This window comes from Streptomyces sp. NPDC032161 (genome assembly GCF_040636995.1).
In the GTDB taxonomy this organism is placed as follows: domain Bacteria; phylum Actinomycetota; class Actinomycetes; order Streptomycetales; family Streptomycetaceae; genus Streptomyces.
Map to the genome: position 1 here is coordinate 1 of NZ_JBEZVN010000023.1, position 20,687 is coordinate 20,687.

Genomic DNA, 20,687 nt, shown 5'->3' on the forward strand with positions numbered 1-20,687 from the left:
CGCGGACGATCGCGTCGTACTGCGCCTTGGGCCAGGGGTCCTTGCCGTCGCCGAGGTTCTCGCACTCCCAGCCGTAGAACCGGGCGTTGCCGTCGACCCCGTTGGCGTTGCCCTTCGTGGGAGGGGTCGGACGGCTGCCGTACGACTCGGCGATCACCTGGTCCAGGACCCGAGGGTCGCCGCCCCCGGCGTGGTTCGTCCGGCCCCAGCCGACCATGTGAACCCGGCCGTCCTTCGCGATCATCCCGTGGCACAGCGGGCCGGGGAGATCGTCGTACCCGTCACGGCAGAGGAACACCGTCGAGGTGGTGCCCTTGGTAACCGTGTGGTGCACGATCGATCCGTTGACGGGGCCCCACGCGCCCTTTGAATTTCGGTTGTGCGTCCGCCAGTTTCCGACCTCGACGACACGGACGCCCTCGGCGCGCAGCGCGGATATGACAGCGGCAGCGGACAGTGGTGTAGCCATGTCAGCCCTCCTTCTTCGGTACGGGGGTTGTTCTGGGCACCCGGAGTCGGTCCCACGCCGCCTTGTCCGGAATACCGCTGGTGTCTCCGCTGCCCTCCAAGCGGAGCGTGCGCTGGAAGGCGGCGAACGCCCGCTTGTGCCCGTTCGTCCAGTCCGGGCCGGCGCTCTGGCCGGTGTCCCAGTGGCCCGTCTGCTTCAGGCGGCGGGCCATGGCCTGAATGACAGGGCTGTTCCGGCCCCCGTGGAAAAAGCCGGTGCCCGGGTACGGCTCGTACAGGGCGCTGTCGTCTGTGGACGAGCCCCCCGAGTCGGGGCTGGCCGCTGGTTCGGCGGCCGTTGGGGCGGCCGGTTCGGGTGTGCTGGATGCGTCTGGCTTGGCGCCGCGGTTCATCGGTGGCTCCCGGAGTCGATGCGGGGCTGATGCCGGTCGCTCCGTCGCAAAGAGGCAGGCGTGTGCGGCGCGTTGTGCGTGCGGATCGTGAGATCGGTGGGCACTGTGCCCGTGCTCCTGCACTCCCCGCGCCCAGAGCTGTTGGCTGGTGTGCTGCTCCGGTGTGGCCGGTCGCAGTCCCTCGAGGATTGTGCGGGGGCGGAGGGTCGCCTTGCGGTTCAGCGTACGGGTGTGCGAGTGCGGTGTTGCCCCTGGTGATGGTGTGATCAGGGTGCGGTGTCGGCAGGGGAGGGCTCCACGGGGGTGGGGGCGGGCGTGTCCGGGGCTGGGTCCGGCACGGGTTCGGGAACGGGACGGAGGTCGGTGATGGGCTTTCCGCACCGGCCGCACTGCCCCATGTACCGGGGCGGATCGTATGTGCCGTACGGGTAGTACGTGCCGATGAACTCCTGCCCCTCGACGGGGCATCCCGATGTGTGGCAGACAGCGATGAGCTGTACGGAGGGCGGGAAGTCGTCGCCCGGGTCGTCGGTCATCGAGGCTCCTCAGGTGTTGTAGCCGTAGACGAACCAGTGGACGGATACGGCGGTGGTGTTCTGGCGGGTGGCCCAGATGGTGAGGCCGGCGGAGGTGAGGTTGGTGAATCCGACGCCGGTGACGCCGTTGTTGGCGGCGGTGTAGCCCGGGGCCGGGTTGGCGATGGACACGAAGGCGCGCAGGGTGTTCCCGGCTACGGCGAGCCCGGTGACGCTCACGGACGTGGGGGTATTCGCCGCTGATGGGGTGATGGCGACCGACCCGCTGGCGAAGTTCTTCGCAGCCATGATCCCGTTGACCGTGGTTACGGGTGACCGCATGTAGATCTCGTCGCCCTTGACCTGAAGGACCGAGCTGCCGCCCGATGTGCCATTCTGCGCGTACAGCTCCAGGAGCGACGTGCCGGCTGCGGCCCCGTCTGCTCCAAAGATGTAGGCGTAGTCGCGTGAGGTGGAGGTCGTCACCTTGAACTGCCCGCCCTGGCCGACGGCGGGTGACGCAAGGTCCAGGCGCGCGCTGCCGGAGTCGACGTACGGGGCTTGGACGACCGTCATGGGCTGGGTGGCTGTGCCTACGGTCGTAACCGCAGACCAGAGGAGTCCGGGTGCGGTCTCGGCGGCGGCGCCGGAATACAGGGCAACCCCTGGGATTCCTGTGCCCCCGGCGTTGGGCCCCATGGTGAGGCGGGTTCCGGTGGTTCCGGTCTGGATGACGGACCCGGTCACGGTTCCGCCGGTGATGGTGCCGCCAGTGATGGTCTTCCCGTTGAGGGCGTCGACTGCGATCAGGTCGGCGGTGATGCTCCCGGCGACGAGGTCAACGGTCGCTGCCTTCCGCGGCGTCCCGGCCACGGCCGGGGTTGCCTCGGACACGGCGCCACTGCTGCTCCGCGAGCGGAGCTTGACGTGCCATTCGGTGTACGGGAGAGGGATCGAGGCCGTGCCGCCCTGCGGAGTTTCGATCGTGTCCCGCAGCGTCCCCTGGGCAGGGACGAAGTCGGGCGTGGCCCCGACGTGGACCTCGCACCGCATCCAGTCCAGCGGGGCCGCCGCCGCACCGTCGAAGGTTCCGTTCCATGTGACGGTCAGCGCCGCGAGCGCCGAGGCGACCGCAGGCGGGGACGGGACGGGTGGCACCGGTCCGTTGACGATGTTGACGGCGGTCGTACCGTCACCCTGCTGCCCGACGATCGCCCGGAGACTGCCGTCGCTGTCGCGTACCTCGAGGGCGGTGTCGTCCAGAGACGCGGAGGACAGGCGTGCGGAGCGTTCGACCGCGGCGAGTCTGCGCTCGATCCGGGCGAGGGTGGCGCCGATGTCGGTCATGAGACCCCTCCGTACTTGTAGGCGTCTGCGGGCTTGAGGTCGATGACGGCTTGGGGTCCGCCCGGGGCGTCCGGTTTGAGGGTCCAGCCGGTGACGCGGCGCCAGCCGACGTAGTCGACCCAGGCGTTGTGGACGCGGACGTACACGTCGTCGCCGACCTGCCAGGACCCGAAGGGGGCGGCCGGGGTGTCGCGGATGGTGATCTGGTCGACGGATCCGAGTACCTCGCGGCGCCCGCGCTCGGCGGCGGTGAGGGACGCGAGGACGTCATTCCCCTTGGTCTCCGGGTAGTCGGCGACGTGCTCGAGGCGAAGTCGGCCGTTGCGGACGGCCGAGATCTGGCGGCGTTTCGCACTCCCGTCACCGGCGCCCATACCGATGACGACCTGCGCGTATTCATCTCCGCTGAACGGGACCTCGGGATCTTCGATGATGTTCGTGCCGGTGGTGAAGGTGATGTCGGTGCGGCGGGCCCCAAGGCGTGGCCAGCCGAGCCGGATCCGTCGCACCGGAGCGGTCTTGGCGGGGTCCCAGGCGGTGGTGCAGGTGTAGTCGGGGCTGGCCTCGGCGGACACCATGTCGTCAACGATGTCGCCGAGGGCGCGCCCGTCCCACCAGGTCGAGTCGTAGCGTTCGGCGGGGGTACCGACCGTGGAGGTGGAGGTGGTGGGGTCGACGACGACGCCCAGGCTGCCGTCGGTGATGGACTGGGCGTACGCCCATACGTCGCGGATGACCTTGCACCGGTCGGCGTTGACGTAGGGTCCGCGGCCGCCGAGTTGCCCGTCCACGTCGTACCGGTGCATCAGGTACGAGGACCAGCCGGCGGCCTCGATCTGAAGGGTTTCACCCTGGGGCCGGATGTCCCAGATGATGCCACCCCACCGGAGCTGTCCGGCGGCCTCGACGTAGATGAGCGTGTTGCCGGGGTCGATGAGGGCCGGGGCCTGGGAGAGGAGGCGGGGTGACAGTGTTCCGGTGAGGGCCCCGGGCCCGTTGAGTTCGTCACCGTACTCCAGTTCCTGCACGGGTAGGGCCAGGCTCAGCCACGCCCCTGTCAGGGCGTGCTGGGTTAGGACGCGGTCCGGGACGGGGGAGGTCACCGGGGCCCCTCTTCGAACTCGACTTGGGCGACGAGCGTTGCGGCCGCATCCACGTTCATTCGCCCCGTGTTCCCGGTGGCTCCGGCGCCCTGCGCGCGGAGGAGTTGCGTGGTGCCGCGGTAGGCGTCGGGGATGGTGAGGGTGTCGGCGGCGAGGGTGTTGATGCGGCGGGTACCGGACTGGTTGTCGTCGAGCGTGGTGGCCTGCACGATGAGGGACGCGCCGAAGGTGGCTCGGAGCACGCCGTAGAAGGGGTTGACGGTGAGGCGGAGGCCCGCGACGTCCAGGCGGATTCGGGCGGTGCTGGCCCAGGTGGGGACGGGGATGTTCCAGCCTGCGGCGGTGGTGAAGTAGGCATAGGCGAGGGAGCTGCCTGTGATGTCGGCGGAGGCGGTTGCCGGGGATTGGGTGAAGAGGCGGCTCTCTCGACGTGGTGCGGCCATTTGCCGAATGTCCTTGATCATGGCAGTGGTGATCGTGGACGTGGAGGCCGGAATGTCGATGCGGGCCAGCGCAATGCCGGTGCGGCCGTCGGGGATCGTTGTCGCGGTCGAGGAGACGTTCGGGATGACCTCGAAGTAGTTGACCTGGTCAACGGCGGGGTTGAGGGTTCCCTCGTACTCGGGGTCCTCGACCCGCAGGATCACCATGTCCGACCGGGCAGTGCCGCCCGTAGCAGCGATCGGAACGGTGGCGGCACCGATGTTGCAGACCGAGTACGTGCCCTGGAACGCGTTGACGCGGCCGCGGACGACACCGGATCCGTCGCCGACCTGGACGCTCGCGCCGGGGGTGGGGAGTTGGGTGACCTTGAGGTCGGCGCCTTGGGTGATGCCCTCGGCGCCGGATACGAGGTCGCGGACCATCATGCGGAACTGCTGCGCGGGGTGTTTGGCGCCGTTCGTGAGGATCGGCACGGGGAAAAGGGCCATGGTGTGTGCCTCCTCAGAGGGCGGTGTAGGCGTCGCGCCAGGTCAGGCGCATGCGGGCGGTGTTCGTGTTGTCGTAGCCGGTCCAGCGCATCTCGGACTGTCCGGGCGGCAGGCTGAACAGGTCGATGCGGGAGGCCGGGGCCAGGAGGGCGGCGGCGTTACCGCCGTTCTCCCGGATGACGGTGCGGTACCCGGGCCGGGTGTCGATCTCCACCCATTGGTCGGCGGACGTGAGGCTCAGCATCGGGAACGACAGCTGCCGACCCGACGCGACATGCGTGATGGTGACCGTGGCGACCGGGCCGGTGATCCGAATGACCGGCCACGCGTTCCCCGTGCCACCGTTCATGACCCAACCAGGCCGGTCCGCGGCCGTTGTCCCAGACTGCACGTAGATCGGAGCGACGACGGGGGCCTTGAAACCGCCACCGGTCAGCCACCCCAAGGGGATCTCGGTGGTGGTCTCAGTGTCGGCGTAGAACGTGGGGTCGGTGGCGATGAACTCGATGTCGATCGGCACGTATCCGTGGATGGCCTGCTTGAACTCCGGGTCGAGCTTTCTCAGCCGCCCGTTGAGGACCTTTACAGGCCGGCCGGGACGCAGGATCCGCAGCGGCATCGTCGCACCACCGGTCAGGCGCACGGCCGGGTCGTCGGCGGCGGCCTGAAGGGCGGCGACGATGTCGTGGCAGGCTGCCGGATCCCCGGGAACCCGGACCGCGGCGTCGAACTGCACCTGCCGGGCGGCGTAGTAGTCGGGCCCGGCGAAGACGCCGTCCATGCCGGGCTGGTCGGCGTCGTTGTCCCGTACTGGCGGCCGTCCCAGACCCGTAGTCTCCATCACCTGGACGCTGGTACCGGCACCCATGAGGACACCGCCCAGCTCGTACTGCCAGTCCGTGAGGTCAAGCGGCGGCACGGGCGTTCACCCCTCCCCTGCGGGCCCGACGTACAGAGCGTCCGACCTGCGATGCGATGTCGGTGGCGGATGCTCCTGTGCGTACGGCGGTGACGTTGACGTTGGTGTCGCCGCTCTCGCGGACCACGACGACCGGCCGGGTTGCGGACATGTCGGTGAGGCCGAGCCCGAACCGGCCTGCGACGTCGTGGAGGACGCGGGTTGCCGCGGACCGCTTCGAGGGGCCGAGCGGGATGTACGCCTCCCCGCCGGTCTCCGGTTCTGCGAAAGTGACGGCGCCGGCGCGGGTGGCGTAGATCCCGGACCGGATGCCGCCGTCCGCGTAGCTCAATCCCCTGTTTGCGCGGGCCAGGTCGGCGAGGAACTGAGCGGCTCGGGAGCCGAGCGCGTTCTTGATCTGGGTGGTTGCCTTGTTGGCGATGGTGATGATCTCGTCCTCGCCGTACCCAGTCGTGTCCGCGACGGTGTGCAGCCCGGTCTTGCTGGTCTTGACTGCGGCGATGATGGCGACGAGCTGCTGCACCTGGTCCGCGGTGAGCGCGTTGCTCGCGGTCTTCGCGGCCTTGTTCGCGCTGGACGCCTTCTTGTTGTCCTTCACCGCCGCGGCGGCGAGGTCGGCGGCGGCCTGGTCGCCTTGGGCGGCGAGCTGCTTGGCGAGGTCTCCGTACCCCTTCGCAGACAGGGTGATCAGGTTCTTCGCGAAGGCGGCGTCGGCGGTGTTCGCCTTCGACAGCTGCCGGGTGTAGTCGGTCAGGGACGCCTTCGCGGTGGCGGCAAGGCCACGCAGCGCCTTCGACATCTCGTTGACGTATTTGGTGGAGCCCTTGGCCATCTTCGCGGTGAGCTTGATGCCGTCCTCACCCATCGCGGCGAGGGCATCCGCGACATCGGCGCCGGCCCGGTCCGCGACCGTGGTCAAGTTCTTCGCCCAGGTAGCGGTGGTCTTGGAATTCGCCTTCAGCTTCTTCTCGAGGGCTGCCAGGTCGAAGTACTCGACCTCTTTCGTCTTCGTCTTGCCCTTGGCCTTGTATTTGACCTTCTTCGTCTTGTGGGCGGCCTGTCCGGCGTCGGAGGGGGAGTACAGGGACCCGGTCGCCGGGTCGTAGGTCCAGTCGGTGACGTTGCCGTCCGCGTTCCACTGGACGCTGCGGGGGTCTCCCCCGAGGCGGCGGATGGTTTCCTCGGCGATGGCGCGGGAGCGGCGCCGTTTGGATGCGGCGAGGGGGATGTACGCCTCTCCCCCGGTCTCTTCCTCCGCCCAGACGCGCCAGGCGCCAGCTGGGGCGATCTGGGCGGTGTGGTTCTCTCGGATGCCGCGGCGGTTGGTGCCGCCGTCGGCGTAGAAGTCGAGGACGGAGCCGCGAGCCTGCTGGGCTTGGATCATGTCGGGGACGCCGTTGGCGTCCTTGTCGGAGGCGGTCGCGGACAGGTAGACGCCGATGCCGACCTGCTTGCCGTGGATGTTGTCGATGGCGTTCTGGATGATGCGGGCGTTGTATACGGCGTCGCCGGTCGGCACGGCGATGGTGACGGTCTTGCCCTTGGTGTTCTTGATCTTGAAGCCGAGGTCTTCTAGGTTCTGCCGGGCTTCGTCAGTGGGGGCCTTGATAGAGAGGGTCTTACCCTTGGTGGCCCGGACCTTGTCCTGGATCGACTGGAGCTCAGACCGCACCTTGCCGGTGGGCGCAGTGATGGAGAGGGTCTTGCCGTTCGTCTTGCCCAGCTTCGCGATCAGCAGGTCCAGCTCGGCGCGGGCCGCCGCAGTCGGGGCAGTGATCTTGTACTCGCGGGTGCCGGGAATCAGCTCGATCTGATAGCCGATCTCCTCGAGCTCCTTCTTGGCGTCTGCACCGAGAGCTTCGACCTTGACGGTTTTCTTGTCGGGGAACCGCTCGAACTCGGCCTGGACCCCGAGGAGCTCCGCGAGGGTGGTGTCGACGCCTTCGGTCTGGAGGAGGATCGACACCTGGCCGGGAATGAGCCCCATGGCGTCCGCGACACCGGCGGCCTGCTTCGAGTCCAGCCCGTATGCCTTGCTGAGCTTGATCGCTTCGTCGCGGGCGCGCTGCATTTCCCGTGTCGCAGCCTGAATCGACTCCGGTACCGACTTGTGCTGCGACTGTGCGAAGTCGTAGGCGGCGATCGCGGCGGACGAGGAGCTGTCCGCGATCGTGTTGAGCGTCGAGAAGAGCTGTTGACCGTTCTTCGTGGTCGTGTCCAGGGCGCCGTTCACGCCGACGAGCGCCTTGCCCCATCCGTCGGCCCGGTTGATTCCGGACGCCATGGCGTCGTTGGCCTGGGTGAGCGCCTCGTTGACGCGAGCCTGGGCGGCCTGAAGGGATACTGACCCGCCAGACAGTAGGTCCAGGGCATCTCGGAGAGCGCGGGTGCGGGAGTCGGCGTCGGCGGTCTTGTCCGCGAGCGCGGCCACCGCGTCCTTGAGCCGGGTGTACGCGCTGACACCGTCCCCGGACTTCGTCGCGGCGTCGAGCGACTTTGCCTGTTTCGCGGCCTCGGAGGCGTCGCCGGACATGGCCCGGAGCTGTTTCGCCGCGAGCCCGTACTCGGCGGCCCGCTTCAGGGCCTCGCTGTCGCCCTTCTGCAGCTCCTTCTTGGCGAGGGAATCCATCTCCGTGGCGAGCTTCTTCACCGAGGAGCCCTGGCCGAGGTAGGCGTCGGTGACCTCGGACAAGGTATGGCCCTGACGCTCCAGGACCTTCATCAGGTTCGTGTTGACGCCGAGGTTCTGCTGCTTCAGTTTCGTGTCCGCCAGGGTTTGCGCGGCCTGGGCACGGACGCTGGAGGTGATTGCCCCGTTGGACTCCCTCAGCGCCGTCGTCAGTCCGTCGACGGACGCTTTGTGCTGGGACGCTGCTGCGGCGGCATCCTGCTGCACGTCCATGTATGTGCCGAGGAGCACGGTCGCGCCCATGACGGCCAGACCCCACGGCCCGCCGAGCGCCCCGGTCAGGCCGCTCATCGCGCGCTGCAGGCCGCTGCCAGCCGCCGCGGTCACCCCGCGCAGGGTGCCAGCAAATCCGGTGCCTTGCGCAGAGGCGTTCCGGAATGCGGCCCCCATCGCGCCGATGGCTGGGACCCGTGTCTGGAGGACGGCCATTGCGGCCCCGTACCGGGTCAGGGACTGCCCGGCCGACGCGGCGAGCGACCGCTGTACGGCCATCTGCTGGCCGAGGCTGCGGAACGCGCCGACCGTACGCCCGCCGACCGTGGTAGCAAGCTGAGCCATCATCGGCTGCACCCGGCGGAACAGCAGCATCGCGAAAACCGCCGTTTGAACCGGGCCGGGAAGGCTGGCGAACAGCGACACCAGGCCGCCGACGACGTGCCCGATCGGGACGAGGACTCCGGACAGGGCGGACACGGCCGTCGCAGCGGCATCCAGCGCGGCTACGACGATGTCGAGTGTGGTCGCGGCGCCGCTCCCCTCCCCCACGAGGTCGCCAAGCGCGGATACGACCGGCTCCACCCCGGCGGCTAGGTTCTTCAGGACATCGACCACCATCTGTCCGGCAGTGAGCAGCACGTGCAGCACGGACGCGACCGCGTCGCCGCCGAGTTCCTTGAACGGTGCGAGCATGCCTGCCGCAGCGTCGCCGATCGCCCCGAACTCGCGGCGGGCAGCGGCGGCAATGTCGGGACCGAACAGGGCGGCGGCGTCGTTGACGTACTGGAAGAATGCCTCGATCTTCGGGATGGCGCTGGAGATTCCCGAGGTGACCCCGCGGATCAGGAACTCCAGACCGGGTGCCATTCCCGTGTACAGGGCGAGGCCAGCCTGCTCGCTCTTGGCCTTGAGCTGAACCATGGCGCCGGCGAGTCCCTTGCCCTTCGCGGCGGCGATGTCGGAAGCGGCACCGGTCTGGGACACCGCCTGCATCAACGCGTCGAAGGAGTCGGTTCCCTGATGGGCGAGGGCGATGGCGCCGGACATGGCGGGCTTGCCCATCGACTTCTTCACCGCGGCGGCGAAGTCCTGCTGGGACATGCGGTGCTGGGCCTTCGAAAGGCCGTCAATGACGTACCGGAGCCCCTTGAATCGGCCCTGGGCATCCCATGCCTGGATGCCCATGTCCTCAAGGCCCTGAGTCATCTGCTTCGTGGGCGCGGCGAGGTTCGCCATCATGCCGCGCAGGGTCGTACCGGCGGTCTGGCCGAGGATGCCCGCCTTGCCGAGCATGCCGACCGCGCTTGCGGCTTCCTGCATATTGACGCCGAGACCGTGGGCGACGGGCCCGGCGTACTTCATGGCGTAGTAGATGTCGATGATGTCACCGCTGGCGCTGTTCGCCGTGGCGGCGAGGGTGTCCGCGGCCTTCCCGGCCTGGTCGGCTCCCATCCCGAATTGGTCCATCATGTCGCCCAGATATCTGGCGCTGTCGGCGGCGCTGACATTAGCGGCAGAGGCGAGGGTCAGAGAGGCCCGGGTCGCGGTGATGGCCTGGTCGGTTCTGAAGCCCGCCTTTGCCAGTTCGACCATGCTCTCGGCTGCGCCTGCTGCGGTTGCGGCGGGGAGTTTCAGGTCACCACCGAGTTCGTTCGCGGTCGCGGCCGCGCGCCGCATCTGCAGCGCGGTGGCTCCGGTGACCGCCCCGAAGGTGTTCATGCTCTGCTGGTATTCGTTGCCGTGCTTGAGCATCCCCCCGAAGCCCATGACGAGGGCTCCGCCCGACATGAGGGCGGCCACGCCGGTCATCTGCTGTCGGAGGCGCCCGGACTCGGTAGTCATGCGCCGCAGGCTGCGAGTGCCGCCGTCTCCAACGGTCCGCATGTGAGTGGAGGCGCGCTGGGCGGCCTGGGCCAGGCGGAGCAGGTCCCGGACGGCTGTGTCGATCTGTCGTGACACGGAGGCGAGTTGCCGTCCGGTGGTGCGGGAGTTGTCGCCGAGGCTGTTGACGTGCCGGTTCGCGGTGCGGGCGGCGTCTCCGTATCGGCCGAGCTGTCGTCCGGCGGTGCGGGCGTTGTTCCCCAGGGTGTTGAGGTGGCGGCCGGTGGTGCGTGCGGCTGTGCCGAGGGTGCGGATGTGCCGAGTGGCGGCCTGGGATGCCTGCCCGAGTTCCCGAACCTGGGTCTTCGCGGTCTTCGCTGCGGTGCCCAGGGTGCGGGCGTGCTTGGCTGCGCTCTTGAGGGACTGGGCGAGGTCGTTGCCGTGACCGCGCAGGTCCACCGAGAGGTTCCAGTTCGCCACCGGCCCGGCCCCCTTCCTTCTCTGGTCGCTCAGTCGTGCGTGTGCTTCGTGGTGAGTTCTCGGTGCGCCCGGAGCGCGGCGGCCTGGGCTGTCGGAATCAGCGCGATCTTGACGCCGTGGGTGTCAGACCCGTGGTCAGCGAGTTCGGCTTGCTTGTCGGCGATGACTTGGCAGCCCACACACCGCTGCGCCGTGACCGCGTACGCGTCCTCCTCGCCGGGCCCGCCGTGGTCCCAGTCGTCGTACCGGGTCCCGCACTGCGAGCACACGGTCCGCTGGTACTCCAGGTACGCCATCGCTTTGGCCCGGTCACGTGCCGTCCAGGTGCCGTCACCAATGCCGCGGAACAGGGAGTGCGGGATGCCCCACCGATCGCAGAGTTCGAGTTCGCGACGCAGACGCTCATCCCGGGTCAGCCTTTTCCCAGGTCCATGCGTGCGGTTTCCTGAACGTTCCACGCGGCGTTGAACAGGGCCGCGGCTTCGGCCTCCGACCAGGTGTCGAGGTACTCGCGGGCGTCGTCCACCGTCATGCCGTCCATGGAGGCGGCTGCGATCAGGTCTGGGCCGAGCGTCTCAACGTTGAGGTCGTGCCCGTCCTCGGCCTGCTCCTCCGTTGCCGGATGTCTCTTCTTCAGTGCTTCGAATTCCAGGCGGGGCAGCGCTTGGAACCGCAGGACGATCGCCGCGGCGTCGTAGGTTTCCTGGGCGTCCGCCAGGTCCCGTTCGGCTGCGGCAACGGCGGCCGGGCCGGTGGTGTCGTCCGGTCGGTCCTCGGCGGCGGCCTTGATACGGCGCAGGGCGTGCTTCGCGGACTCCAGGACAACTCGGATGTCGAGGTCGTCACAGATCGTCAGTGCGATCGTCGGGCGGTTGCGGTTGCGGAGCTTTTCCCGGGTGGCAGTCCAGTGGGCGTCCTTCGCGACGGCAGCAGCCGGCGGGGCGATGACGGTTGTCTTGGCGGGCATCGTGGTCCTCCATTAACGGGGAAGGGGACCCGGCCGGGCGCCGCGCGGCGCCCCTTCCCGAACGTCGTCGGGCCCGGCCGGGAGTAAGCGGGAGGCGGGTCAGGGGCCGGTGGGGACGGTCGCGTTAAGGAGCGGCCGGTCGGTGATCGCGAACGCGACCGTGATCTTCGCTGCCTCGTTGTCGAGCGTGATCGCCGCGCTGTTGGAGGCGACTGTCACCGGGAACACGTCCATGCCTGCGGCGCCGGGCGTCCTGCCCTTCCGGCAGATGATGATGAACCCGGTCGTCCCCTTGGCGAGGTCCGTCTCGATGTCGTCGAGGGTGTCGTCCTCGTAGAACGTGATGCTGGAGTCGGCTGCGGAGTCGTCACCGGAGATCTTCGAGACGAACGTGGTCGCGAGGTCCGGCGTTTCGATCATCTGGTTTTCGAGACTGAAGCCGTCGACCGCATTGATCTGTCGGCTGTAGTCAGTGGCGCCGGTCACCTCGGCGCTCGTTGGCATGTAGCCGGGGTCGGCGATCGTCTCCGCGAAGAGGATCTTTGTGTTGCCCTTGCGGCTGAACCTGGGCATGGTGGTGGCCCCTTTGCATCTCACGCGTGTGTGGGAGTCGGCCACCGAGTGGTGGCGCGTCCGCGCTGGGGCCGCCGCGGTGCGGTGAAGCAGCCTGATCAGAAGTCAGGCGGGGGTCAGATCGAATCTGAACCTGATCACGTAACTGATGATGGCATCGGTCGGGTCGTTCGTTCCCCCCGGTTCGACGTCGACCTCCCGGCACATGACCTTCACGCCGGGAATCGTGAGCGGGCTGGACCACTGGCCGGTGCCGGTGTCACGGCCGAGGATGGCGCGCTTCGCCTTGTCGACGAGCCACTCCGCCTGGTCGACGGTGCCGGTCGAGCCGGGCTTCGTCGGGTCCGGCCCGGACGCGCAGGTGAGTTGGTAGACGAACGAGGCGTCCTCGTTCTCGTCGGCGAGCGGCGCCCCGCTGGTGGTGCCGTCGAGGGAGTACAGCAGGTAGTACGGAGGGCTGGACTGCGGCATGCGGCCCCGGCCTACCGGCATCCCGGTGGCGGAGGACAAGAGCGCGGCCAGGGCGGCAGTGAACGGACGGCGCTCAATCACCGGTCCTCCTCATGCAGCTCACGGCCGTCGAGTGAGTTGTGCACAACGATCCAGTTGACTGAGCCGTCATCACTTTTCTCGGGCCGCGTTCTCGGACCGCACACGCAGTCCGCTTGCCCACTGGTGTCGTGCTCGGTCAGGTCATCGATAGGTTCCACGTGGAAGGTGGTCACCGAAGCACCTCCGCGACCGCGAACCGCATCTCCATCATCAGCGTCGACCCGATGTACGGGATAGCCGGTCCGACGTGCGGGAACGGGGGCTGGTGGTAGGTACGGCCGAGGCTGTCCGTCATGCCCATGAACCCGAACTCCAGACGGCGCCCCTGTGGCGCGTTTGTGCCGATGGTGCACATGGCCCCGTACGGCAGGCGGCGGGTCTGTGTCTGCCACGAGTTGCGGTAAGTGCCCGTGATGACGTTCGGGCCCGGTCGGCCAGAAGCGTTGCCCCGGATCCGGGCGCGGCCGAGCTCTCCGGTGTGCTGCACAGCCCGGTGGATGGCGGGGCCGACACGGGTGGCCGCTCGTTCGAGACGGTCGGCGAGTTCGTCGGGGGTCATGCTGCCTCCGCCCGGAGCTGGTCAAGCGGGGTAATGCGGACGACCTCGACGGTCCCGGCACGCCCGGGGTCGACACAGATCCAGGACCGGCCGAGGAGCCCGGTACGTGCCGGGTCGTGGACGGCAACCACGGTGACGACGGCGTCCTTCGAGGGGATCGGCGCAGGCAGAGGGGTGAAGAGCCGGTACCGGGAGGTGGTCTCCTGCACCCACGGCAGGTTGTGGTCCGGGACGGCCGTGATCTCGGCCTGGGCGGACGAGCCCTGCACGGCTCCGGGCCCTTCGTAGAGGACCTCGCCGTCGGGGTACTCGAGCTGGCCCGTGGTCTCGTTCAGGACGGGGTCACCAGCGGGAAGGGTTACGCGGACGGTGTCGATGAGGAGGTTGTCGCCGATCCATGCGGTGACTCCGGCGAGCGCGGCGTCGAGTCCGGTCATCAGGTCCTCCCCTGCGCCCAGTCGGCGAGTTGCCGGAGCATGGCGGTGGTGAGTTCGTGGCGGGTGCCGTCGAGGTCGTCCCGGTCCAGTGCGGCCGCCTCCAGGCGGGCGGGGTCGATGTTCGCGAGGAATGCGGCGACGATCTGCCCGTCGTCCTGGCCTGCGTCGGCGACGGCCACGTGGGCGAACCCGTCGAACACGGTCCCGGCTGCCGGGGAGGCGTACAGGGCGAGGAGGGGTGGCTGGCCTGTCCGGTGTTCCAGGGTGTAGCCCTGGATCGACTTGCTGATGTCGCTGCCGTCGACGGTGATGGTTGCAGCCCAGCCATCCGCTGTGATCTGTACGCGGCGGGGCTCATCGGCCATCGTGGGGGCGTTCATCGCGCACCTGCCTGTTCCGCCAGCCAGCGACGCACCGTCTGGTTGTGGCGGGCATCAGCGAGAGCGTTGTGCTCACCATTCTCTTGCTGCGGCAGGTCATCCCACGCGAGGCCGAGCCGGGCGCGTTCCTGCTGGATGTCGTGGGTGGACATGGGGACGCCTTCAGGGAGGTCGATCATGCGGCCCCAGAGCTGGGCGAGGCAGACGTGGTCGTAGGCGCCGTAGTTCGCCCACAGCTCCACGTCGGGCCCGGCCCCCTGAATGAAGTCGCGTACCTCGTTGGCGATCTGCTTGCGGGACTTCACGCGCCGGTCGGCGTAGTGGAACAGCCACCGCTTGGGCATGGTGATTCGCTGGTCACCCTGCCCCTTGGGCAGGTGTGGGACGACATTCTCCATCAGCCATTTGTGCTTGCGGATGCGGCGGACGGGCATGTCCCGGTTGACGGCGTAGTACTCGCGGCCGTCGTCGCACACCATGCCGATGGAGATCAGCTCGATGGTGCGCCCGTCCTCCAAAAATTCAAGATCATAATCGATGGCGGTCATGCGGGGTCTCCTGAGATGAGGCCGGAGCGGTTGTTCAGGTCCGGGCGCGGGATCCACTGGCGGATGCAACCATGGTGGGCGGCGGGGTACATGGAGGCGTCGTCGATGCTGCGGATCGTGCCGTTGGCGTGGTCGGTGTCGGGGTGGCTGACGAATCCACAGCTCGGACCATCGACGCACTGCATCCACTCGGCGTCCAGCTCCCACCGGGCGGTGTTCACGGCGCCTGTGTTTGCCGCCACGACCCCCTGCCACAGCAGTGCGGACCGGGCCCATGCTTCGACGGGGTGCCGGGATTGGTCGGCGTAGATGACCGTGGTCAGCGGGTGTTCGGCGGCGAGGCGGGTGCTGTCAATTCCCTTGTGCTGCCGTCCCGCCGCAACCTCGCGGGCAGCGTCCTGTGCGGCGCGCGCGAACGCCTGGGCGCGGCGAACAGCCTCCTGTATCCGGCGGACCAGGTCGACGTAGAACGTCGTGGTGAGCGGGGTAAGCGCTGCCTGGTGGTCGGTTGTCCACCGGAACAAGGCCACGTCGCGCTGGGCGCGGTGCAGGGCTTGTAGGGCGCCGTCGCGGTACGCGGTCGGCAGGTCGATGGCTGCCCACCGTTCGGCGAAGGCAGTGGCGTCACGGTCGAAACGGGCGATCTGCTGGTTGTACTCGCGGACCGCTGCCCGGATGCGGGCGATGGAGCCCCGGCCGGGCCGGACGCGCTCCAAGGCGCGGAGAAGAGTGTCCTGCGCTATGCCCAGGGAGCGCCAGGTGTAGGCAAGGCGGGCTGCGAAGATCGCGACCTGGGCAACGAGCTCCTGGCGGTGGTCGGCTTGCGCCCGCGTTGGGGTGGTCATCGTCGGGGCCGCTCGATGAGGCGGATGATCCCGAACCCGGTGCCAGATCCGTCGTCCGGGTCGTCAGGGGCCGGTGGCTCCCCCTCCATGAGCAAAGCGAGCTGCCGCTCGTACGCCTTGATCGTCTCGATGAAAGACACTGACACCACCCCGGACACGGAGATCTTGTCCGGCTGGCCGCGCAAGGCGGCGAGACGGCCCCGCACAACCTCCATCGCAACCGCCCGTGCGGACCCGAGGCGGGCGTACCGCTGCTCCAAGTCCGTAACGTCGGTGTCCTCGCCAAGCTCGGCGAGGAGCCATGCACGTACGGCTTCGTCCATCAGTGCCTCCGGGAGGGAAGGGGGCAGAGGCGGGCCCGTTCCAGCGCCCCACCGGGTCGGGCCCGCCGCCGCTTACTGGCCGCCGTCGCCCTCAGCGGCGGCCGTCCGGCCCCGGGCCGGCTTTCGGGCCGCGCGCTTGGCGGCCTGCTTGGACTCCGCTGCGTCGGAGTCGGAGGTCGACTCCTCGGCTACGGTCACCGCGTCGGGTGGGACACCGTCTTCCCACGCTGCGGGGTTGGTGACCAGGGCCGCCAGGCGCGGCTCCGGGGTACTGCCCATGTCGAGGATCACGGTCTGGCGGGTTTCGGGGTCGGTGACGTACACCGACGCCGCCAGCTTCCCGGCCATGGTCAGAACACCTTCGCGGTGATGTGGATGTCCGGCACGTACAGGACCGGCATGGCGACGGCGGCGCCCTTGGTCCACACCTGGACCGGGTCGTCCGTCCAGCCGTGGGTGACGACGATGCCGGGGGCTTCCTCCCGTTCGATGGCGGGGTTGCCGCCGGAGGAGAGGACGAGAGACTCGGCCGTGACGCCGTACTGGGTCTCGCCCCACGTCCGGGGGTTCGGCGGGAGCATGATCCACCGGTCTTCGGGGATCGGGCGCTGCATGGTGCCGTCGTCCAGGGGGATCGGAACGTCGTAGACCTCGATCGGAGGGAGGCTGTAGCGGGCGCGCACAACGTCGACCTCGTTGGGGGCGAGGACGGCGGTGGGGATCGTGGATGCGGAGTTGACGGAGCCGTAGTACGCGGCCCGGTAGGCGTTGTTCGCGGCGAGGAGGCTGCGTGCCTTGTAGGAGGTGATGACGCGGGCCGGGAGCGGGGCGCCGGAAGCGCGGAGCGTCTCGATCCACGCCATCTCGTCCTTGAGGGCGTCTGCGGTCGGGTCGGTCCACGGGACTGCCACGGTGGGCATGTTCGCGGCAGGAACCTGGGCGTCGTACTCGACGGTGAGCCCGTTCTCTCCGGACAGGGTGAACTTGCCGTCCGTGAGGAGATCGCCGACGGCGAGTTCGAGGCGGGACTTGATGGACTGCACGTGCGCGGCAACGTCCTGGTAGAGGAGCTCCACGAGCTCGGACGCGTCGGCTCCGCGGGAGGTGTCGAGGAGGATCTGCTCCAGCTCGCCGACGAGGTACTTCTGGCCGAGGGGCGGGAGCATGCCCTCGGTGACGATGCGCTTCGCCTCGCGGGTGGCGACGGCGGTCTGCGCGTCCCACGCCCGGTACTTCGCGGCGTTCACCCGGCGGGAGGTGGACTTGATGCGGAACTTCACCGAATTGATGGTGCGTTCCGGCATCACCGACAGGGTCAGCGCGTAGTCCGCAGGGGTCTGCACGGCCCGCGCGAACGCGTTGATCTCGGTGGCGTCGATGTCCCTGAGCAGGGTCTCAAGCATCAGTGATCAGCCCCTTTCTCAGGAGAAGTGGATGAGGTCGGTGCGGCTGGCCGCGTCGGGCACGGTCAGTGCGACGGGCAGCTTGGCGATGTCGACGTCGCCGTGGACCAGGAGCGCCCCGCCGACCTTCGTGGAGGCCGGGTTGAAGTGCGTGTCCGTGGCGAGGAGCCCGGCGAGGACCTCGGTGCCGTCGGACGCGGCCGAGTCGTAGGGGGCGTACAGCCCGGATGCGGTGATCTTCCCGAGCGGCAGTCCGGACTTGAGTACGGCGTACGGCTGCTGCGGTGTGCCAGGCAGGTAGTGGGTGCCCGCGGCGAACTTGGTGATGTCGACGGTGATGGTCGCGTTCATGCCCGAGCCGTGCAGGTTGCGCAGCCACCGGCGGTCGGCGGTCACGGTCTCGGTGGTGGTCATCGGCTGGAGGTCCACGCCGATCTCCTCCCGTGGAATGGGGGTGGCACTGGGGTGCGGACACCTGTCTGGGTGTCGTCCACGGGGTGGTACGGGGAGGGCGTGGTCCCTCGGCTTCGAAATATCAGTCGGCGTCCGGGCGCCGGAAGCCCATCTGCTCGGCGCGCTTGCGGGCACGGGCCTGGACGTCGTCCTTCGCAGCTGGAGTGCGCGGGGCCCCTCCAGCTGGGGCGCCGCCCGGGGCAGGCGGCAGAACCGTCTGGGCGGCGGGGGCCGTCTGCCCGAACAGGGCTGGACGCCTCTCCTTGAGTGCTTCGGCGGCCGCGGTCACTGCGGATTCGTCCGCGTCGGGCTGCCCGGCCAGGTCGCGGTCGAGGATGGCGAGTGCGTCGTCGAGGTCGGCTCCACTGGCCCCGAGTCCCATGACGGCGGCCTTGCGGATCGTGGCCCGTTCCCGGGTGGTGGCTGCGGTTTCCTTGGCGGCGAGCTCCTGCTCGCGGCGCTCCAGTTCCTGGCGGCGCTTCTCGTCCTCGGTGAGGGCGTCCTGCTGGGCCTGTCGGGCGGCGGCGATGAACGCCTTGGCGTCGTCCACGTTGGCAAAGCCGTGCTCGGTGGCGAACTCCTCGAGGGCGGCACGGGCCCCGGCTCGCTGGCCCTGGGCCTTCTCCTTCGCGGCGAGCGCCTCGACTTCGGCCTGGGTGAACGTCCGCTGGGCGGGCGGGGCGGGCTTCGGAGGGTCGGCCGGGTTGGGGGCACCACCTGTGGGCGGGTCGCCGCCGTCGTTGTAGAACACGGCGAGACCGCTGATGCCGGTGTACGGGTGCGCCCATGCCGTGCTGGCCGGGATGTGGTGCTGCGTGGGGCGACGCATGAGGGCAGGTCCTCCCAAGGACAGTCCAGGCCCCGCGCCTGAGATCAAGGAAAGCACGGTCCAGCTCATTCGTTGCCCCTGCTCCCCCGCCGGCCCTCCGTAGCGGGGTCGGCGGCGGCCTTCGCTTCGGGCAGGTCGGGCAGGCGGACGAGTGGGGCTGCTGCCTCGTCCGGCGGGCGTCGGCCGAGGAACGCGGCGACTTCTTCAGGGTTGCCGAGCGCGTCGGCCAGCATCCTGGCCTGCTCGAAGGACCGGGCTTGGATCTGCTGGATCTCCTTCTCCGCGTTGTCGATCGGCCACCCGGCCTCGGTGAGCATGCGGATCGCGGTCTCAAGGCTGATGACCCTTGCCTCGTACGCGGTGGAAACCTGCTCGAGGACGGCGGCCTTGTCTGTGGGGGTGTACGGGCCGCGGACTATGCGAGCGGGGAGCGGGGTGATGCCCACCCAGTCGGGGTGCTGGCCAGCGAGGTAAAGGCGCTGCACAAAGCGGAGGAGGAGGCGGTCCTTGTGGTCGCGAGCGAGGCGCATCCCGGCGATGAGGGAGTCCAGCGGGCCGAGGGAGAGCTGCAGCGCGTATCCGGAGGGGACCTTGGAGGGGTCCATGGTGCCGAGGGATACGGCGGGGAGGCGGACGACGTTCGCGGCCCGGTCGGCGAGGTCGTGGCCGTGGGCCCGCAGTTCACGGAGAGCGGGCGAGGTGTCGATCGCGGTGAGCTTGCCGTTCTCTCCCAGCTTGAAGAGGACGCCGGGCCCGACGGACTGTTCCTGGCGAGGGTCGGTGATGCCGGAGATGCCGATCATCGGAAGGCCTGTCGTGGCGGACGCGCGGGCAGAATCCGTGTCGGTCGATGCCAGCTCGTCGAACGCTTGGAGCGCCTTCGCGAGGCTGCTCTGCCCCCAGTGTTCCTCGGCGGGCGGGACTGTGTTCGGGACGTGGATGACCGGGATGAAGTCCAGGTACAGGTCGAGGCGGTCAAGAACTTCCCCGTCGGAGCGGGTCGCGAACCTGGCCTTGTCCATGGGCAGGGAGTCGACGTCGACACCGCCCTTGAGATCGCCGAGGTCCCAGGTCGCGTCGGTGAGGTAGCACGTGCGGTACGACGGGCGGTCGTTCCACGGGTACTGACGCGAGATGCCGCCGCTGTCGTCGACCTGGTCGCCGCGGCTGAGCACCGGTGCGGCCGGGGTGTCGTCGCCGGGGTCGGACATGACAGGGGCCCGGACAGGACGCCCGGCCCGGTCGACTCCGGGCGCGGTCGCGGGCCGGATCCAGTCCAGCTCGTACGTGATCCGGCGCAGCCGCGGCTTCAGGCCACGCTTCTGGTCCTCAGGCAGATCCCAGGCAATGTGAACGCGCTCCGGGTAGTCGGCCCCGTCCCCGTCCGCGGGCAAGACGGGGAAGTAGAAGCCCGGGTCGTACGTCTTGAGGCGGGGGCGCTGCTTGTCGGGGTCCCAGTACAGGAGGTACACCCCGTCGCCCAGGCCGACCGCCTTCCGCTCGGCCTGGAGCATCCGCATGGGCAGCAGCTCGTCGTCCGCCCACGTACGGAGAAGGTCCTGAACACGTTCGGCTGCCGCGGCTGCCGTCTGGTCCCCGGCGTCGGTCTGCTCGGCACCGGGAACGGTGATGTGCTGCTCGCGGCCCATGACGTGCGCGACCAGGGTCTCGATGAACATGGATGGGTCGCCGTACTCGCGGCGCTCGCGGGCCGACGGGCCGTCACGGAGTTCGGCGAGTTCACCGGCCTGGTTGTTGTCGTATGCGGCGAGGAGCTTGTACGCGGCGAGACGCCGTTCGTCATTGGCCGGCACCCAGGACGCGTAGGCCTCGGGGAAAGCCCGACGGTTAGGCATGCCGCGCTGGTCGCTGTAGACGGGCTTGTAGTTCAGCCATGACCAGGCGTCGATGACCAGGCTCTTGAGGCCCACAGAGG

General features: G+C 69.0%; 24 protein-coding genes. All 24 read right to left on the minus strand.

The genetic code is table 11. From position 1 onward, the window contains the following. Nucleotides 1-469 (minus strand): N-acetylmuramoyl-L-alanine amidase (locus tag AB0E67_RS27030; RefSeq protein ID WP_362031347.1); only part of this gene is annotated, 469 nt, incomplete at its 3' end. 1 nt (nt 470) lies between these two features. Beyond that, nucleotides 471-680 (minus strand): hypothetical protein, encoded by a 210-nt coding sequence (locus AB0E67_RS27035; protein WP_362031349.1) that lies wholly within the window; start codon nt 678-680, stop codon nt 471-473. Nucleotides 681-1,126: 446 nt separating this feature from the next. Then, the gene (locus AB0E67_RS27040) at nt 1,127-1,396 is read right to left on the minus strand and encodes a hypothetical protein (protein ID WP_362031351.1); all 270 of its coding nucleotides are present in this window, start codon (nt 1,394-1,396) and stop codon (nt 1,127-1,129) included. A 9-nt stretch (nt 1,397-1,405) separates the two neighbouring features. Beyond that, a complete protein-coding gene (locus AB0E67_RS27045; RefSeq protein ID WP_362031353.1) occupies nt 1,406-2,722 on the minus strand; it encodes a hypothetical protein in 1,317 nt (438 codons plus the stop codon). Further along, on the minus strand, nt 2,719-3,825 hold the full coding sequence (locus tag AB0E67_RS27050; RefSeq protein WP_362031355.1) for a hypothetical protein: 1,107 nt from the start codon (nt 3,823-3,825) through the stop codon (nt 2,719-2,721). The genes AB0E67_RS27045 and AB0E67_RS27050 overlap by 4 nt, the downstream gene beginning before the upstream one ends. Beyond that, complete coding sequence (locus AB0E67_RS27055) at nt 3,822-4,757, minus strand: hypothetical protein (protein ID WP_362031357.1); 936 nt, start codon at nt 4,755-4,757, stop codon at nt 3,822-3,824. Before AB0E67_RS27055 ends, AB0E67_RS27050 begins: the two co-directional genes overlap by 4 nt. A 13-nt stretch (nt 4,758-4,770) precedes the next feature. Continuing rightward, nucleotides 4,771-5,676 carry a hypothetical protein gene (locus AB0E67_RS27060; protein ID WP_362031359.1) on the minus strand — a complete coding sequence of 302 codons (906 nt, stop codon included), beginning with the start codon at nt 5,674-5,676 and terminating at the stop codon, nt 4,771-4,773. Continuing rightward, complete coding sequence (locus AB0E67_RS27065; protein ID WP_362031361.1) at nt 5,663-10,882, minus strand: phage tail tape measure protein; 5,220 nt, start codon at nt 10,880-10,882, stop codon at nt 5,663-5,665. The genes AB0E67_RS27060 and AB0E67_RS27065 overlap by 14 nt, the downstream gene beginning before the upstream one ends. 29 nt (nt 10,883-10,911) lie before the next feature. Beyond that, a complete protein-coding gene (locus AB0E67_RS27070; RefSeq protein ID WP_362031363.1) occupies nt 10,912-11,178 on the minus strand; it encodes a hypothetical protein in 267 nt (88 codons plus the stop codon). Nucleotides 11,179-11,294: 116 nt separating this feature from the next. Beyond that, entirely contained in the window at nt 11,295-11,849 is a 555-nt protein-coding gene (locus AB0E67_RS27075; protein ID WP_362031365.1) for a hypothetical protein, read from the minus strand. 99 nt (nt 11,850-11,948) lie between these two features. Beyond that, nucleotides 11,949-12,422: a hypothetical protein gene (locus tag AB0E67_RS27080; RefSeq protein ID WP_362031367.1), complete on the minus strand. Its 474-nt coding sequence runs from the start codon at nt 12,420-12,422 to the stop codon at nt 11,949-11,951. A 105-nt stretch (nt 12,423-12,527) separates the two neighbouring features. Then, complete coding sequence (locus AB0E67_RS27085) at nt 12,528-12,974, minus strand: hypothetical protein (RefSeq protein ID WP_362031369.1); 447 nt, start codon at nt 12,972-12,974, stop codon at nt 12,528-12,530. After that, nucleotides 12,971-13,147 carry a hypothetical protein gene (locus AB0E67_RS27090; protein ID WP_362031371.1) on the minus strand — a complete coding sequence of 59 codons (177 nt, stop codon included), beginning with the start codon at nt 13,145-13,147 and terminating at the stop codon, nt 12,971-12,973. Before AB0E67_RS27090 ends, AB0E67_RS27085 begins: the two co-directional genes overlap by 4 nt. Further along, complete coding sequence (locus AB0E67_RS27095; protein WP_362031373.1) at nt 13,144-13,533, minus strand: HK97 gp10 family phage protein; 390 nt, start codon at nt 13,531-13,533, stop codon at nt 13,144-13,146. Before AB0E67_RS27095 ends, AB0E67_RS27090 begins: the two co-directional genes overlap by 4 nt. Continuing rightward, nucleotides 13,530-13,970 (minus strand): DUF6093 family protein, encoded by a 441-nt coding sequence (locus tag AB0E67_RS27100; RefSeq protein ID WP_362031375.1) that lies wholly within the window; start codon nt 13,968-13,970, stop codon nt 13,530-13,532. Before AB0E67_RS27100 ends, AB0E67_RS27095 begins: the two co-directional genes overlap by 4 nt. Further along, on the minus strand, nt 13,970-14,350 hold the full coding sequence (locus tag AB0E67_RS27105; RefSeq protein WP_362031377.1) for a hypothetical protein: 381 nt from the start codon (nt 14,348-14,350) through the stop codon (nt 13,970-13,972). Before AB0E67_RS27105 ends, AB0E67_RS27100 begins: the two co-directional genes overlap by 1 nt. Further along, nucleotides 14,347-14,898: a 3'-5' exoribonuclease gene (locus AB0E67_RS27110; RefSeq protein WP_362031379.1), complete on the minus strand. Its 552-nt coding sequence runs from the start codon at nt 14,896-14,898 to the stop codon at nt 14,347-14,349. Before AB0E67_RS27110 ends, AB0E67_RS27105 begins: the two co-directional genes overlap by 4 nt. Next, nucleotides 14,895-15,743 (minus strand): hypothetical protein, encoded by an 849-nt coding sequence (locus tag AB0E67_RS27115; protein ID WP_362031381.1) that lies wholly within the window; start codon nt 15,741-15,743, stop codon nt 14,895-14,897. The genes AB0E67_RS27110 and AB0E67_RS27115 overlap by 4 nt, the downstream gene beginning before the upstream one ends. Continuing rightward, complete coding sequence (locus AB0E67_RS27120; protein ID WP_362031383.1) at nt 15,740-16,066, minus strand: hypothetical protein; 327 nt, start codon at nt 16,064-16,066, stop codon at nt 15,740-15,742. The genes AB0E67_RS27115 and AB0E67_RS27120 overlap by 4 nt, the downstream gene beginning before the upstream one ends. 72 nt (nt 16,067-16,138) lie before the next feature. Beyond that, entirely contained in the window at nt 16,139-16,414 is a 276-nt protein-coding gene (locus AB0E67_RS27125; protein WP_362031385.1) for a hypothetical protein, read from the minus strand. A 2-nt stretch (nt 16,415-16,416) separates the two neighbouring features. Continuing rightward, the gene (locus AB0E67_RS27130) at nt 16,417-17,469 is read right to left on the minus strand and encodes a major capsid protein (RefSeq protein ID WP_362031387.1); all 1,053 of its coding nucleotides are present in this window, start codon (nt 17,467-17,469) and stop codon (nt 16,417-16,419) included. Nucleotides 17,470-17,487: 18 nt separating this feature from the next. Further along, nucleotides 17,488-17,898, minus strand: a complete 411-nt coding sequence (locus AB0E67_RS27135) for a head decoration protein (protein ID WP_362031389.1) — start codon at nt 17,896-17,898, stop codon at nt 17,488-17,490. 106 nt (nt 17,899-18,004) lie between these two features. Continuing rightward, entirely contained in the window at nt 18,005-18,751 is a 747-nt protein-coding gene (locus tag AB0E67_RS27140) for a hypothetical protein (protein ID WP_362031391.1), read from the minus strand. Between the two features lie 65 nt (nt 18,752-18,816). After that, nucleotides 18,817-20,682: a hypothetical protein gene (locus AB0E67_RS27145; protein ID WP_362031393.1), complete on the minus strand. Its 1,866-nt coding sequence runs from the start codon at nt 20,680-20,682 to the stop codon at nt 18,817-18,819. Nucleotides 20,683-20,687 lie beyond the last annotated feature (5 nt).